Raw genomic sequence first — 16,343 nt, 5'->3', positions numbered from 1 at the left:
TTTGAAAGAGTTTTTTGAAGTATTACAAAAAGGTGTTTCTATTTCCATTCAAGATAATGGTAGGAATGGATTTAGACATTTAGGTATACCTGTTTCTGGTGCTATGGACAAATTAGCTTATCAAATTGGAAATCTATTAATAGGAAATAAATTAAACGCCGCTAGTATCGAAATTGCGATTGGTGGTACTGTCCTAAAAGCATTAAATCAATTCTCAATCATCATTACAGGTGGAAATTTGAAACCTGCAATTAACGGTAAATTAGTTGAGATGAATAAAATAATTGACATAGCAAAGGGAGAGATTTTAACTTTTAACGGGGGAAATACTGGTGTTTATTCATATATATCAGTACCAGACGGAATTACAAGTGAATGTCATTTCGAAAGTCAGTCATCGTATGAGTCTGCTTCTCTTGGATTAATTGTTAAAAAAGGTACAATAATTTATGGTTCAAGCCCATCTTATAAACTGGTGAAATATGGACTAAAACATAAGTATATTCCAGTTTATCCAAGGCATAATTTGGTTCATTTTATAAAAAGTAGTCATTTTGAGAAAATACCAAACCATATAAAATCACAAATATTATCTGAACCACTTACAATTGGCACGTTTAATAGAATGGGGATGTATTTGAGTTCAAAAAATGCTAATTTAGAACCGTTTGATTCAAATATTCTATCAGAAGGCACTACTTTTGGAACGATTCAAGTACTACCAACTGGTCAACCAATTATCTTACTAGCAGACTCTCAAACTACAGGGGGATATGCATCAATTGGTACAGTAATTTATTCTGACCTTTGGAAACTTGTACAAATGCAACGAGGAACTACAATTCAATTAATACCTGTAGAGATAAATGAGGCGAGTCATTTAAATAAAAAGCTTCATTTATTTTTAAAGCATTTACAAATTGAATGTAGAAATAAGGAGAGATGAATATGGGAAATTTACTTGCAAAATTATTTGATTCGACGGAAAAAGGTGAAAATGAAATTGTAATTGAAATAATAAGTGAACAGCCAAATTTGATACATGAAGAAAATGAGCATGGGTTAACATTACTTGGTATCGCAGCACATTACGGTCAATATGAGGTTGTAAAAACTTTAGTAAAAAATGGTGCCCAGGTCAATGCACTTTCTCACTCAAAGCTTTCATTCATTCCACAAAACACAGCTCTACATGCAGCAATTGCAGGTGCTAAGTCTTTAGAAGTGATCGATTTTCTTTTAACAAATGGAGCAGATCCTAATATTAGCGACAGTGAAGGTCACACTCCATTACATATCGCAGCATTTGAAGGAAATATGACGATAGCTGAACGTTTGTTTAAAAACGGTGCTGAAATTAAAACGAATAATTCTGGTAAAACGCCAATTGAAATTGCTGAAGAACGTGGAAATTCAGAGTTTATCAAATTTATAAAAGAAGTGACTCTATAATTAACCCGAAGTGTTGTGATGACTGTTATGTCACAGCACTTTTTGTTATGATAAAAGAAAGACTAGTAAAAGAGGAATAAGTTTTGAGAATTAATGTTTATATTAGCGCATCAGGGTATTGTTCTAGAAGGGCGGCGGAACGACTAGTTGCTTCGGGACAAGTTAAAATTAACGGACTTACTGCTGAAAAAAACAGCATAGTAGAAGTAGATGATCTTGTACAAGTAAATGATGAAGTTATTTACTTAACGAGTGAAAAGGACTATATCATCCTTAATAAACCAGTAGGAATTACTTGTACAGGATTACAAAATGTCGAAGGAAATATAATTGATTTTGTCAATTATCCAAGGAGAGTTTTTCCTATAGGTAGATTAGATAAAGATTCTGAAGGATTAATCATTCTTACAAATGATGGGCCAATTGCACATAAAATTTTACATAGTGAACATGGACATGAAAAGGAGTATATTGTCACAGTCGATCAGCCAATAGATGTTGATTTTATTAATGGCATGTCAAATGGTGTTCTTATTGGAAATGTTTTAACTAAAAAATGTAAAGTAGAAAAAATAGATGAATATACATTTCGAATTATTTTAACGCAGGGCTTAAATCGTCAAATTCGGAAAATGGCAAAAAGTTTTGGATTTAAAGTGATTAAATTAAAAAGAATTCGAATTATGAATATCAATATGGAAAATCTAGAAATAGGTAAATGGAGAAAATTAACAGATAACGAATTATTTAATTTAAAAGAACAATTGAAAGAGGAAGAATCAAATGAAAATTTTAATTGATGCAGATGGCTGTCCAGTAGTTTCAGAAACAATTAAAATTGCAGCAGAATTTAAGATCAACGTTCTTTTATTATGTGATACTGCCCATATAATGCAAAGAGAGGGCGCTGAAACGATCGTTGTTTCACAAGGTGCAGATGCAGTTGATTTTGCTTTAGTAAATCGAGTTGTAAACGGGGATCTCGTCATTACTCAAGATTATGGTCTTGCTGCAATGGTTTTATCAAAGCAAGCTTATGTATTAAATCAAAACGGTTTTCAATATACAAATGAAAATATTGACTCACTTTTACATACTCGATATGTTTCAAAGAAAATTCGAAATGCAGGTGGACGAGTGAAGGGACCAAAAAAACGTCAGAAGCTTGATAATGCAAATTTCGAAAACGGCTTAAGAAAATTACTTTCTTCAATTTCTTTATAGTAAAATAGAATTGTACAAATAAAATAAAAAAGGAGGCAAGCATGTTAACACTTGCAAGAGAAAACTTAAAAAAATATTTTGGATATGAAAATTTTAGACCTGGACAAGAACAAATTATTGAACGAGTTTTATCAGGAAAGCATACAGCTGGTATCATGCCTACAGGTGGTGGAAAGTCGATCTGTTATCAAATTCCAGCGACAATTCTCCAAGGAGTTACCCTCGTCATTTCTCCTTTAATCTCTTTAATGAAAGACCAGGTAGATGCATTGCACCATGTAGGTATCCCTTCCACATTTATTAATAGTTCACTTTCTTATAATGAAGTAAATGAAAGAATGATGGATTTAAGCTATGGTGAATACAAAATTCTATATGTTGCACCTGAACGATTAGAATCAGAAAGCTTTATTAATGAATTAAAAAGATTGCCGATCTTACTAGTAGCAGTAGATGAAGCACACTGTATATCCTCATGGGGACATGATTTTAGACCAAGTTACTTACGTATAAAAAACTTAATACAAGAATTGCCTACTAACCCAACAATATTGGCACTTACTGCAACAGCAACTCCACAAGTTAAATCTGATATATGTCATCAACTAGGAATAGTTGAGGAAACGACAATCATTACAGGCTTTGAAAGAGAGAATTTATCTTTTAAAGTCATTAGAGGTCAAAACCGATTAGATTATATTTGTAATTACATAAATCAAAATAAAAACGAATCAGGTATTATATACGCCGCAACTAGAAAAGAAGTAGATAATGTTACGAATAAATTAAAAAACCTTGGCATTTCTGTCGGTAAATATCATGCAGGCTTAAGCGATGCAGAACGTTCGAAACAACAGGATGCATTTTTACAAGATAATATTCATGTAATGGTCGCTACAAATGCATTTGGTATGGGAATTGACAAAAGTAATGTTAGATATGTAATCCATTACCAAATGCCTAAAAATATGGAAAGCTATTATCAAGAGGCTGGGAGAGCAGGGCGAGATGGATTAGAAAGTGAATGTATTTTACTTTTTACTGCACAAGATGTTCAAATACAAAGATTTTTAATTGAGCAATCTACATTCGAACCTAATCGACTAAAACAAGAAATCTCAAAACTACAATCTATGAAAGATTACAGTTATTGCGAAACATGTTTACAAGCATTTATTTTAAAATACTTCGGTGATGAAAGTGACCATGCTTGTGGTAAGTGTAGTAATTGTATTGACAAGCGGACTGCAATAGACATTACAATTGATGCTCAAATCGTTTTATCTTGCATTATCCGAATGGGCGAAAGATTTGGTAAAACGATGGTTGCATCCGTACTAACAGGATCAATGAATAAAAAATTAATAGACTTAAATTTTCATACTTTAACGACATACGGTTTATTTAAAAATCGTACATTAAAAAGTGTCGGTGATTTAATTGATTATTTAACATCGGAACAATTTATTGGCGTTACAAGCGGTAAATTCCCACTGTTAACTGTTACAAATAGGGGAAGAGAAGTATTATTAAATAAAATAAACGTAATGAAAAAAGAAGAAATCCAAGTTACTGAAATGACAAACGTTGATAATAATTTATTTGATCAACTACGAAGTTTACGTAAAGAAATTGCTACAGAACTTGGAGTTCCGCCATTTGTCGTATTTGCAGATAGTACTTTACGAGATTTATGTAAATTACTCCCTACAACTGATGAAGAGTTTCTACAAGCAAAAGGTGTCGGATTACAAAAACAACAAAAATTTGGTATGCAATTTATAGAAGTGATCAAGAAATATAAAGAAGAGAACGAAATTGAAGTAGAAACTACGAGACCAAAAGCGACTACAATTAATAAAGTACCTTCACACAAAATATCATATGAATCTTATCAAAACGGACTTACTATTTCTGAAATTGCAAAAGAGAGAGGATTAAATACGACTACCGTTGAAAACCATATTCTGCAAAGTGCAATGGAAGATGATCATTTTGATTGGGATGAAATAGTGCCTTTTGATATTGAAAAACAAATTAAAGAAGTGATTAATACAGTTGGAAGTGAAAAACTTCGACCTATTAAAGATGAATTACCAACTGAAATTAGTTATTTTATGATAAAAGCAGTGATTATGAAATCTGCAACATAGCACTAAAAGTATAAAGAGCTTCCTATATTGAATTGGAAGCTCTTTATTATACCTATTTCTTACTAGCTTTAACCTTTATTTGATTACTTTCTTTACTTTCATTATGAAGTCGATCGACAGCAGTTATTTCATATGTGTAGTCTTTATCTATATTTGCTGTTGAATCGAGATATGTTGTTTTGCCATTATCTGATTTACGAACGGTAGTTAAGATGTTTCTTGGATCATCTATGCTATCTTTTTGTAATCCATCAAAACGGTATACAACATAATAGGAAACATCTTGATCATTAGGGTGAGTATTCAAAGTGAGTTGGATTCCATCTTTTGTACGAAGAGCGTTTTCGAATTTTGGTTTCTTTGGAGCCTGGTCATCTAACCATGGCATTGAAGGAATTAATGCTTTTGTTTTATATAAGTCCTGGCTTAAACGATCCTTAATACCAAGTGGATTACGATTTAAGTCCGAAATTGAAAAATGCATACTACCTTTGATTTCAGGAATTGTACGATTTAAGGCAATTTGTTTTGGTAATTCATCAGGTAAAGCCCAAGCTGCATTGTTATCGTTAATTTTGTAATCAGCTTGTCCAATATATAAATCAATATTCTTACCTTTTACTTCCTTCGTCCACCAATTCGCAAGTATATCATACGCAGCAGGTTCAAATCCTATATTCCAATAGATTTGCGGAGTAATATAATCTAGATAATCTTTATTAATCCATTCCCTTGTGTCTGCAAATAAATCATCATAATTTGTTTGTCCAGCAGTAGTATTTGAACCAGTAGGGTCTTTTGCGATGTTTCTCCAGACTCCAAAAGGACTAATCCCAAACTTCACATAAGATTTTTCATCTTTTATTGAATTGTGAAGAATTTTGACGAACTCATTTACATTGTCTCGTCGCCAATCATCAATATTAGCAAACTTTTGTTTACCATATTTTTCGTACGAGGATTGATCTGGAAATTCTTGACCTGCGATGCGATATGGATAAAAATAATCATCCAAATGGACTGCATCAATATCATATTTTTTTACAACTTCCATAATCCCATCAATAATAAATTGACGTGCATCAGGATTACCTGGATCAAAATATAATTGCTTTCCATATGGGATTACCCACTCAGGATGTTTTCTTGCAGGATGGTTTTCTGCTAAAGTATTTAAATCCTCTAAAGTCGCATCTCCTGGTGCAGTTCGTGGCATTGTAATACGATACGGATTAAACCAGGCATGAAATTCAATATTACGTTTATGTGCTTCTTCAACCATAAATGCAAGTGGATCGTAGCCTGGATCCTTACCTTGTGTACCTGTTAAGTATTTTGACCATGGACCATAATTAGATGGATAAAAAGCATCTGCAGTCGGCTTAATTTGGACGACAACTGAATTCATTCCCATCTTTTCCACATCATCTAGTAGTTTAATAAACTCCGATTTTTGTTGCATTTCAGATAAGCCTGTAGCTGATGGCCAATCTATGTTTACTACTGAAGCAATCCAAGCTGCTCGCAGCTCATGCTTAGGCGGGATTGGGGACTGTGAAGTAGTTTCAGCATGAACATTTTGAATTTGTTGAAATAATAGTGATGCGCCTACTGTAGCAGCAATCGCATATTTACCTAGTTTTCTTTTCTTCATAAGTGTTCCACCTTACTTTCTATTAAATTAGTAGCGCTTACATAATATAAAACTACCAAAAATGGAAAGTATTGTCTATGGTTTTTGAAATAAAATTTCAAAAAAATCAAAAAAATTAAGAAATTAAATTTCGGTTTGTTTGATATTTTTGTGAAATCCCTCAAATAAATCATATTATCATTCACGATCTATAGCTTGGATTGTCTTAAATTGGTAAAATATTGATTGTAAGTATAATTGCAGAAATTAAAGGTCATATAAGGAAAGAGCATACATAATTTATTCGAATTTTACGAGATAAGAGAGGATAAGAATTTGAAAATAAGCCAATTAATTGCAAATAATATTAATAAATTAGATGCAATTTTACCTGAGAATCAATCATTGGGAATTGCAGGTTTATCTGGTTCTGGTAAAACAACTTTTTGTCAAACAATTGGTGAGGAGTCGAAGAAACGACTAGTGTCTTTACTTCCAAAGGCTGAATATCAATATTTATTTCCAAACATAATGGAAACAAATTTTAGTGCGATTAATATGGAAGAAATGCCATTAGTACTATTCCTTGGCAAATCATCCATTTCTACGAATCCACGTTCAACACTTGGAACACATACTGGTGTTTTTAAGGACATTCGTGTTTGTCTTGCAGAAAAGTTTAATCTTTCTCCAGAAGTTTTTTCATTTAATAATGAATTAGGCTGGTGCCCGGATTGTAAAGGCCGCGGAATTACAAAAAATATTGAATGTAAAAAGTGTAAAGGAAACCGATATAATCAAAAAATTGAAGAATATACAATTGAGTTATTTGATCGTCCACATACTATTTCAGATATTAATAACTTAAGTGTAGAAACAATCTTATCACTAGCAGAAGAATTACAAATTAGTGAAGCTAAACAGCATTTACTCAACAATATAATCAAAATGAATATTGGTTATTTATCCTTAAATCGAATAACAGGTACATTATCCGGTGGAGAAATAACTCGACTTTATTTAGCCGAATTTATGGCAACTAGTGAAAATACTGTTATTATCATCGATGAAATTTCGGTTGGTCTTGACCATGATACTTTAAATAAAATATTAGACGAGATAAAAGAATTAGGATTTAAAAATCAAATATGGTTAATTGACCATTCCGACAATGTGTTAGATGCAACAGATGATCAAGTATTTTTCGGACCTGGAAGTGGTAAATACGGTGGGAAAATTGTAGAAGAATCACCACGACCTAAACCGATTCTTTGGGAAAGAAATGAGAGTTTGCCAAAAGAGTTCTATGAGTTTAAAGATCTTCATTGTCGTAATATCCAAATTCAAGAAATACAAATCCCTAAAAATAGACTAGTAACATTTACTGGCGAATCTGGATGTGGTAAATCAACTCTAGTAAATGAATGTATGTCAAAAGACTTTTTAAAACGATACCCAAAAGATAAATTAGTGATGGTAGGTCAAGATCGAAACCAATCGATTACGAGTCGATCAACAGTTGCTACATTCCTAGATATAAAAAGAAAGTTAACAAAATATAGTGAAGAAATAGATGATATTTTCCTGCGTTCAATCGAGGATATCATTGATGAACTACCGAACGAAGACATTGCTCATAAACGATTAAGCTTATTAATTAAACTTGGTCTTGGCTATCTTACTCTTGAAAGAAAAACACAAACACTATCAACCGGTGAATTTCAATGTGTACATTTAGTTTCTGAACTATTTACTAATTCAAGAAATCCTCATACACTATTCATTTTTGATGAACCTTCAAAAGGATTATCACAAAATATATTAAATCAATTTATAGATAGTGTTCGAGAAATTCTAAAAGATGAATCAATTTCTATTATGATGATTGAACATAATGCATACATGTTAGACAGTTCGGATTATATTGTTGATTTTGGGAAAAGAAAGATTACCCCTGTTGAACATCTTGAAGTTATAAGTCATGATGATTATTTTAATCACATAAAACAGGATTCTGAAAAGCCTCATGCGCATATCTCATCAGCACTAAAAGTACAAAAGGGAGTTCAATATTTACAAGAAAATAATATAAATTATTTCAAAAATGCAGAAAACATTTATAAAGGTGGTATATTAAAAAGTTTATCATCGATGGCACGACTTATTTATGGAGAATATGAATCTGATGCTATTCTTCCTGTAATTGCAATTGATTTAGAAAGACATTTATATAGTCAATATACATTTTTATTTGAAATCGGCGGACTTATTAATCAGATCGTTGCTTCACATCCGACTAATAAAGACACAAGAAGTTTTGACTTTTATAACCAAGAAAATCATTGTCCATCCTGCTCTGGCCGTAGAGTAATTGAAAAGTTTGATATTGATGTAGTCATACAAGATAAAATAGTACCTTTTTGGGAAGGTTTATTACATTCAGATGTAATGGAAGTTTTAAAATATTACCAATATCCTAAATTACAATTCCTATTTGATGAAATAAAAAATGAACTTGGACAAGACATTAGTAAAAGTTTTAATGAAATGTCAGAAGCAGAAAAGCATACTTTTTTATATGGATACTATGAAAAAACTTTTTACGATAAAGCTGGAAAGACGCAAAGATTATGGGAAGGTTTTAATACGATTATTGGACGATATATGTCAATTTCAAAATCTCCTATTAAAGAACAAATGAAGGTTTCCAAAGAGCAAATTATATGCCCTATTTGCGAAGGTACAGTATTAAACCACCACAAAAAATTAATGTTTGGCAAATTTGATATTCGTGAAATCATCAATCAACCTGTAGATCAAGTAATTAAAACAGTTGGCCAGCTACCAGTCCTAGAGGAAATAAAATCAATTGTTGGTGGAGAAACAACATTAACAGTAGAAGTTTCTTTACTATCCCGAGAGCAACAAGTTGCTTTAAAAATGCTAGAAATAAAACAAGCAAGCTTCGTTGGATATGAAGTAGTATTACAAAATGCCTTACCGTTTTGGGATCGTGTTGAGTCAAATATAGAAGACGTAAGTAATAAAAACTTAGTAACGATAACTGATTTTAAAGATATATTTGAGACTAGAGAAGACATTATTGACAAATATTTTACAAATGGTAAATTCAAAAAACTAACATATGTTTATGAAGCATTTGGCTATAAAAAAATCGTTACACTAATTAATAAAGTAAAAGCGAGTAACCCTTGTCCGTTCTGTAAGGGAAAGAAAGTAATTTCTGAAGATAATCTACATGACGGAGTATATAAATTAACAATACCTTGTGTTAGCTGTTTAGCTAGTGGAATCAATGAGAGTGGACGTCAACAGCTTGTTGAGGGCATTGCGGTTCAAACATGGCTCACTGGTAAAGTAAGTGAAATAGTTCCTGAAAACCTACTAACTGAGGAAGTTAAAGATATACTGATATTTAATCGCATAAGAGAACTCAATAAACGTGATATGATGGCAGTTTATCAGTGTTTGATTCAAAATAATTAACAATAAAAAAACTCATTTTCAAAGATTGTTTTGAAATGAGTTTTTTATTTTGGAGCATTTATATACGTGTCAATATAACAGCTAAAATTGTTAAAAAATTTTCATAGAATAATGTTCACACTTTATACATGGAAATAAAACAGTATACTTAGTATGATTATTCTGTAGGAAAAAACGAATTTTCTAAAAATATATTATTAATAGATAATATTTCAACCAATATTTTAATTGAAAGTAGGAGATATGATGAATCATTTAAACTTAGGTAGGAACTTAAAAATATCAGCGGGTTTAACAGTATTTGTAATATTCTTGATGACATATCTTTTAAACTAAAATATTGTATTTTGCATAATAATTTGATTTGAAAACTCATTTGTAAAAATACAAATGAGTTTTTTATTATATTTCTTTTAAAAATAAAGAAACTATTAGATCATTTCATTCGTATAAAAATAGAACTGTAAATTAGAACAATGTATCAAGATTATATAAAGATAACATACATACAAATGTACGTTACTTTTAATAAATTATCCTAGTAGAAATTAAATAGAGAATCACAATTAAGTTGTGGTCCTCTTTTCTAAAAGTTCATTTATTTGCTTATCAAAACTTCCTCTTTCAATAAACTCTGGTGCTAAATTCGGTAAACCTTTTGCAATGCAAAAAGGAGATAGCATGCCAGTATAGAATATAAGCATTGTAAGGAGTGTGAGGGGTATGATAGACGGAGATGTAATATTAACTAGTACTCAAATAAGAGAACAGTTGGAGTTGAAACCAAGCACCTTCAGAAAATATCAGGACATCTTAGAGAATGTTGGTTATACAATCAAAAAGAATAGTAGAGGACATCGACAATATTCAAATTATGATGTCTTGATCTTCGAAAAACTAATTGAATTAAGTAAGCATGATGGTATGACGTTAGAGAAGTCTGCGAGAATGATAAAAGAGCAAACCAATAGATTAATACCTCATACTGACATGATAGTCGAAGAAAAGTCTTTAAACTTAACAGAGCACCTAATACAGATAAACAATGAACACCAGTTGCAAACAATTGAAAAACTAATGAATGAAATGGAAGAAAGACTTTCTAAAAAGATGGATCGACAACATAAAGAAGTATTAAAGCAACGAGAAAAGCAGACTAGCTTACTGTTAGAAGAATGGAGAGAACAAAGAAAACAAGATCAACAACTGTTATTAGAAACGGCAGCCACTCAAGAAAAGAATTCATTACGAAAGAAAGTAAGTGAAAAAATAGAAGAATTTAAAAAATGGTATTTCGAAATTTGAGCTAATATTACATTTTAGCGATTTCGCAGTGCTTTTGTCGTTGGAATGATAATAGCCAACTTATATGGAATTTTACACTTAATAATAATTAATAGCAGAAATTAGGGAGCACTTAAAACAAGTGTTCTTTTTATTATACTGAAATTATTATGTAAAATTGATTCTTATTGAACGTTCTTCAGGAATGAAGGTTTTTCATTAATCCATTATTCTAGTACCCTTATTATGTTCAAAAAATGCTGTTGAGGTATGGTTACTCTTCATAAATTGACGAAATGGGTTGTAATCAAATATCACAAAAACAGAACATACATTCTGGTATTTTGAATATACTTATGGTAAAATTAGGTAGAGTAGAGTTGTGGTAGGTGCCTTTCTTCGTAAAGAAGGGAGGTGAGAATGTGACTGGTTATGAGATTGCAAATTTAATTATTCAAAGTGTTGGGATAACTGCAACTGTAATCTTAAGCATAATCGGTATAATCATTTCTATTAGCAAAAAAAAATAACCACCCTACCCCTCGAAAAGGTTGTGGTGATTATTTCTTTACTGAATCCGAGGAAAGCAACTTTACCAATTACTACTCGGAAGGGGTGTGTTCGCAGCACATCCCTTTTTAGTATATTCTTTTTTTTATATATGCTGGAATTTCTTCAGAATAAGACTTCATCGGAATGATAGAACCTAAGATAACAACTTAGAAACAGTAGCTCATCTTGTAGACAGTTGGTAAAATACCACTTTGTCTACAAACAGAAACGTTCATATTAAATGAACGTTTCTGTTTAAAATAAATTTAAGTTTCTCTCTTTAATTTTTTATAGTCATAAATTAAAACAATAGACCAAGAAATAACAATCATTAAGGACATAATTATTTTAGCATTTTGGGTATAATCTAAATTCCAGAATATTATTAAATAAATTAACCAAATAGGAATAGCTATAACTCTATATAAAAACCTTGTTTTAATAGGCATTTTTTTATAGGGCATAAAAAAAGTACTAAACCTTTTTTTCATAAAATTCACCTCATTTATTGTTTAGAGACAACTCTCTTTCCTGTGTACCATTGTTTTACATATAAAGCTGTTGCTCTGTCTAGAACATAAGCGTTATAAATTGATCCAATTATTAAAGCAGCCCAAACACCTATACCAGGTAATACTATGCCAAGCATAATACCTGCCCCTCCAATACCTATGCCACCTAAAGTTTTTACAAGTGCTTGACTCATCCAAATTTCCATACCCCATTTATGAAATTTGATTTTTGTAACCCCTTTTTTATCTGTCAAAGTGTCTAAAGGATCTAAACCTTGTTGTTCTAATTTATTTGATAATTGGGAATCAGTTAATTCTAAAGTAAATCCTTCTTCCGTTACATTTTCTATGTTGTTAGTGTTTATTACATCGTTCATCATACTTAAATACGAATTAACAGAACTAATAGCTTGTGAACTTAACTGATTTTGTATATTTTGTGGAATCTCTAATTTATATTGATTATTTTCAAGTAATATATACTCTTCTAAAAAGTCAGATACTAAATTAATATTTGCTGGTGTTGAATGCTCAGAGAAATTACCATATTCGTTATAAGCACTAACTTTTATTTTATAATTCAAGTCATTTTCAACATTAAAATTATTTAGTGAATATAATTCTGAAGGATTTAAAGGTAAATCCGTCCCAGTTCCATCTTTGTGTAGTTTATTAACTCCATTTAATATATCATCTTTTGTTGGCCAAATACCTTTATTACTTGTCGACCAACTTGTTTGGTTACCTATGTCGAAAGATTCATATTCTTTGCCATTAAACATCCATATTATATAGCCGGTAGCTCCTATTACAGGTTGCCATTCTAAGTTAATACTGCCTTTTAACTTTGTATAAGTCTCAACTGATGATACAGTCACTTCAGGAGTTGATAATGGAATTGTAGAAGATACAGCGTATGAAATAGGTCTTGCACCATCACTATGTACTGCTGTTACACGAACATAATAACTTTTATTTTCTGAATAGTTCAACCCTCCATTAATTTCAAAAGCTCTTTTATACAGAACTGAAGGGTCGGTTAAAAAGTCAGTCCCAGAATTATCACGTTTAAAATTCACTTGACCAGCCTCAATTTGTTCTAAAGTAGGGAACATTCGCTTACCTTTAGTTGTCCAGGTTGTTTCATCTGCAGGGACATCCCAGTAACTGTGTATTGAACCATTAAATAAGATTACCTGATATTTTGTTATACCTTCAACGGGTTTCCAAGAAACATTTAAGTATCCTGTCCCATTTCCATCATCATTAGAAAATGCCTCAACTGTTGGTGCTGGCAGTTGGGGATACTTATCATTTACTGCTCTACCTTGAATAATGGGAGGTGTTGGTAAACTAGTTTGCGTGTTTACTTGATTAATATTGTTTTCACTAATTGGTTTAGAAATTTCCTCAGCATGAGACTTTATTGGAATGATTGATCCTAAGATTGCTGCTGTTATTGCTGTAACAATAGCTTGTTTAAATAATTTTTTCATGCAATATCTCCACCTTGAATTTTTATTGTATATATTATCCAATAAATACTTTACTATATTAGTAGAGTTAAGTGTGAGTCCTTATTTGAAATACGATATTTCAAATAAGGACAGTCTATTTTGTTTCATACATGATATTATTAATGTGTTATTGCAGTGCTTTTTAAATATGATTCATTAAAACTCCAATTAAAAAGGACCTTTCCAGTAATAGTGCTGAAAGGGTCCTATATTCATTTGGTAATAGTGTTGTTAGAGAAAAAAGACTTTGAATAAGTGGTTCAAACGCTAATAAAGAGTCCTTTAATTTAAAAATGTGGTTACAAAATGGTAACATTAAATCAAATATATATGATTTTTTATATTTATAAAAGGTTTAAATAACGCTTTATTACCAGTACTTTAAGCAACATTCAGTTTGAAATAATATAGTAAAAAACTACTGCAACTGTAATCTTAAGCATAATCGGTATAATCATTTCTATTAGCAAAAAAAAATAACCACCCTACCCCTCGAAAAGGTTGTGGTGATTATTTCTTCACTGAATCCGAGGAAAGCAACTTTACCAATTACTACTCGGAAGGGGGGTGTTCGCAGCACATCCCTTTTTAGTATATTCTTTATGACTTTATTATAGTCCTTTTAGTATAGTTTGACAATGAAGTTAAAGTTCTTTTTAACTGAATAAACGTTAATTTGCAATTTTTTCATTTGAATTTTGCGATACCTTTTTCGGTGAATTCAGGAGCAAAATTAAAGCGATACCTAAAAATGTCATAAAAATTCCAATAACTTGGGTTGGTGTTGGTTTAAAACCTGTTATGACTGTATCTAACACAATTGCAACTGCAGGATCTAAAAATGTTAATACAGCAATCATATTAGAAGGTAAAAATCTAATATTACCAAAGAATAATGCATAAATAACGCCTGTATGAACAAATCCAATAATCAAAATAAAAGTCCAGTTTTCTAAATGCAAGTTTTGAAAAGAATCAAATTTAACAAAAGGAATTAAAAGCAGAAACCCTAATGTTGTCTGAAGTAAAGTCGTAAAATATGAACTTGTTTGTGTAATCCCTTTATTCACAATCATTAATAATCCATAAAAGATTGCAGCAAGAAATGCCCAAATGACCCCAGACGAAAGGAATTTATCAAGTGTAAAATCAGAATTAATCCCGGATAAAAGGATCGATCCGATAAAACTACTTAAAACACCAAGTAATGGAACTAGCGTAATTTTTTCTTTATAAATTGAACTACCTAATAAGAATAAAATAACGGGAGCTAAGTAATAAATTGAAACTGAAATTGTAACTGATAAATATTCAAATGACTTAAATAAAAATACCCAATTTAAAACTAATAAAATTCCACTAAATAATGAAAGAGATATATCTTTTTTATTAAATATTTCTTTTTTAGCTAACCCTGAAAAATACCAAACAGACAATAAAAATATACTCGCAAAAACACATCTAATAAAAACTAAATCAATGGCTTTTAAGCCCGTTTTAGGAGCGACGAAACCTACTGTTCCAAAAGTAGCCATTGCAATAATGATACTAATTGTCGCCTTTTTATTTACTGCCAAATTCCCCAATATGTATCACATCCATTCCAAGTGTAATTTCAATATTCTGTCAAATAAGTATATACTAAACTTTAGTGTTATATCAATCGAATAAATCATGGATAGGGAAATACCTTGCTCATAGAGGGTACATGAGGAAGTAAAAAGCTAGAAAACTAAGACTTCCTTACTAATAAGAAGTTCATAATAAATATATTTTCCACGCCTATTAAGATTTTCAATATCGAAGTTTTCATTAAATTCTGTTTAAAATATTAGTCAAATAAATAGATTTCATTTATACTATATTTTGTAGTTTAAAGAAATCTTTAGTAAAAAAAATGTCAAAATTATGGCAATGATTTTAAATTGTGAGGGGAATTTTAATGAATATCGTCGTAGTAAATGGTTCACCTAGAGCAAATGGTCGAACTAGATTCTTAGCAAAACAAATCGCGGAATCTAATAATTATACAAATTTAGATTTAGCATTTGAACAAATTCCTCTTTATAATGGGGAAGCTGAACAAAAAGAAATAGAAGCAGTTAAAGCAGTTAGAGAATTACTAGTTAAAGCAGATGGAATCGTTATTTGTACGCCGGAGTACAATAATGCGATGAGTGGAGCTTTAAAAAACCTAGTTGAACTATTAGGTTCTGAGCCATTCAAGAAAAAGCCAATTTCTTTATTAGCAGTAGCTGGTGGAGGAAAAGGTGGTATTAATGCTTTAAATAGTTTGAGAACAGTAATTCGTGGTGTTTATGGAAATGCATTACCAAAACAACTAGTTTTAGACCCTGTTGATTTTGAAAATGATACAATTGTGAAGCCTGAAGCTTTTGCAAAAGTAACTGAAGTAATTGATGAATTAAAAGAATATGTACAAAAAGAAATTTTATATAAAGAATACATAGAATCAAATAGTGTTTCTAAGTAATAAAAATGGTCCTAA

12 protein-coding genes are annotated in these 16,343 nt (G+C 31.0%); 8 read left to right on the top strand and 4 right to left on the bottom strand.

Annotated features, from left to right (window positions below; translation table 11 throughout):
* Position 1 precedes the first annotated feature (1 nt).
* The 5 genes from ACFWM3_RS22050 to recQ all read left to right on the top strand — a co-directional run bounded on the left by ACFWM3_RS22050 (position 2) and on the right by recQ (position 4,829).
* Complete coding sequence (locus ACFWM3_RS22050) at positions 2 to 946, top strand: 5-oxoprolinase subunit C family protein (protein ID WP_390312945.1); 945 nt, start codon at positions 2 to 4, stop codon at positions 944 to 946.
* A gap of 2 nt (positions 947 to 948) precedes the next feature.
* The gene (locus ACFWM3_RS22045) at positions 949 to 1,452 is read left to right on the top strand and encodes an ankyrin repeat domain-containing protein (RefSeq protein ID WP_390312944.1); all 504 of its coding nucleotides are present in this window, start codon (positions 949 to 951) and stop codon (positions 1,450 to 1,452) included.
* Between the two features lie 83 nt (positions 1,453 to 1,535).
* A complete protein-coding gene (locus ACFWM3_RS22040; RefSeq protein WP_390312943.1) occupies positions 1,536 to 2,252 on the top strand; it encodes a pseudouridine synthase in 717 nt (238 codons plus the stop codon).
* Complete coding sequence (locus tag ACFWM3_RS22035) at positions 2,236 to 2,676, top strand: YaiI/YqxD family protein (RefSeq protein WP_056473159.1); 441 nt, start codon at positions 2,236 to 2,238, stop codon at positions 2,674 to 2,676. Before ACFWM3_RS22040 ends, ACFWM3_RS22035 begins: the two co-directional genes overlap by 17 nt.
* Positions 2,677 to 2,717: 41 nt before the next feature.
* Complete coding sequence (recQ, locus tag ACFWM3_RS22030; RefSeq protein WP_390312942.1) at positions 2,718 to 4,829, top strand: DNA helicase RecQ; 2,112 nt, start codon at positions 2,718 to 2,720, stop codon at positions 4,827 to 4,829.
* Between the two features lie 52 nt (positions 4,830 to 4,881).
* Here recQ and ACFWM3_RS22025 read toward each other — a convergent pair whose 3' ends face one another.
* Positions 4,882 to 6,483, bottom strand: coding sequence for a glycoside hydrolase family 10-like protein (locus ACFWM3_RS22025; RefSeq protein ID WP_390312941.1), 1,602 nt, complete (start codon positions 6,481 to 6,483; stop codon positions 4,882 to 4,884).
* A 315-nt stretch (positions 6,484 to 6,798) separates the two neighbouring features.
* Between ACFWM3_RS22025 and ACFWM3_RS22020 the strand changes: the two genes are divergently transcribed.
* Both ACFWM3_RS22020 and ACFWM3_RS22015 read left to right on the top strand, forming a co-directional pair.
* On the top strand, positions 6,799 to 9,969 hold the full coding sequence (locus ACFWM3_RS22020; protein ID WP_390312940.1) for an ATP-binding cassette domain-containing protein: 3,171 nt from the start codon (positions 6,799 to 6,801) through the stop codon (positions 9,967 to 9,969).
* A gap of 723 nt (positions 9,970 to 10,692) precedes the next feature.
* Entirely contained in the window at positions 10,693 to 11,274 is a 582-nt protein-coding gene (locus ACFWM3_RS22015) for a MerR family transcriptional regulator (protein WP_390312939.1), read from the top strand.
* A 797-nt stretch (positions 11,275 to 12,071) separates the two neighbouring features.
* Here ACFWM3_RS22015 and ACFWM3_RS22010 read toward each other — a convergent pair.
* From ACFWM3_RS22010 to ACFWM3_RS22000, 3 genes are all read right to left on the bottom strand, one after another.
* Positions 12,072 to 12,296, bottom strand: coding sequence for a hypothetical protein (locus tag ACFWM3_RS22010; RefSeq protein WP_390312938.1), 225 nt, complete (start codon positions 12,294 to 12,296; stop codon positions 12,072 to 12,074).
* A 14-nt stretch (positions 12,297 to 12,310) separates the two neighbouring features.
* Positions 12,311 to 13,813, bottom strand: coding sequence for a fibronectin type III domain-containing protein (locus ACFWM3_RS22005; RefSeq protein ID WP_390312937.1), 1,503 nt, complete (start codon positions 13,811 to 13,813; stop codon positions 12,311 to 12,313).
* A 692-nt stretch (positions 13,814 to 14,505) separates the two neighbouring features.
* Positions 14,506 to 15,420, bottom strand: a complete 915-nt coding sequence (locus tag ACFWM3_RS22000; RefSeq protein WP_390312935.1) for a DMT family transporter — start codon at positions 15,418 to 15,420, stop codon at positions 14,506 to 14,508.
* A 356-nt stretch (positions 15,421 to 15,776) separates the two neighbouring features.
* On the opposite strand from ACFWM3_RS22000, the gene ACFWM3_RS21995 reads away from it, so the two are divergent.
* The gene (locus tag ACFWM3_RS21995; protein WP_056473145.1) at positions 15,777 to 16,328 is read left to right on the top strand and encodes an NADPH-dependent FMN reductase; all 552 of its coding nucleotides are present in this window, start codon (positions 15,777 to 15,779) and stop codon (positions 16,326 to 16,328) included.
* Positions 16,329 to 16,343 lie beyond the last annotated feature (15 nt).

The sequence above is a fragment of the Gottfriedia sp. NPDC058432 genome, assembly GCF_042721555.1.
Classification (GTDB): Bacteria; Bacillota; Bacilli; order Bacillales; family Bacillaceae_G; genus Gottfriedia.
This window is presented reverse-complemented; position numbering and strand designations above follow the sequence as displayed.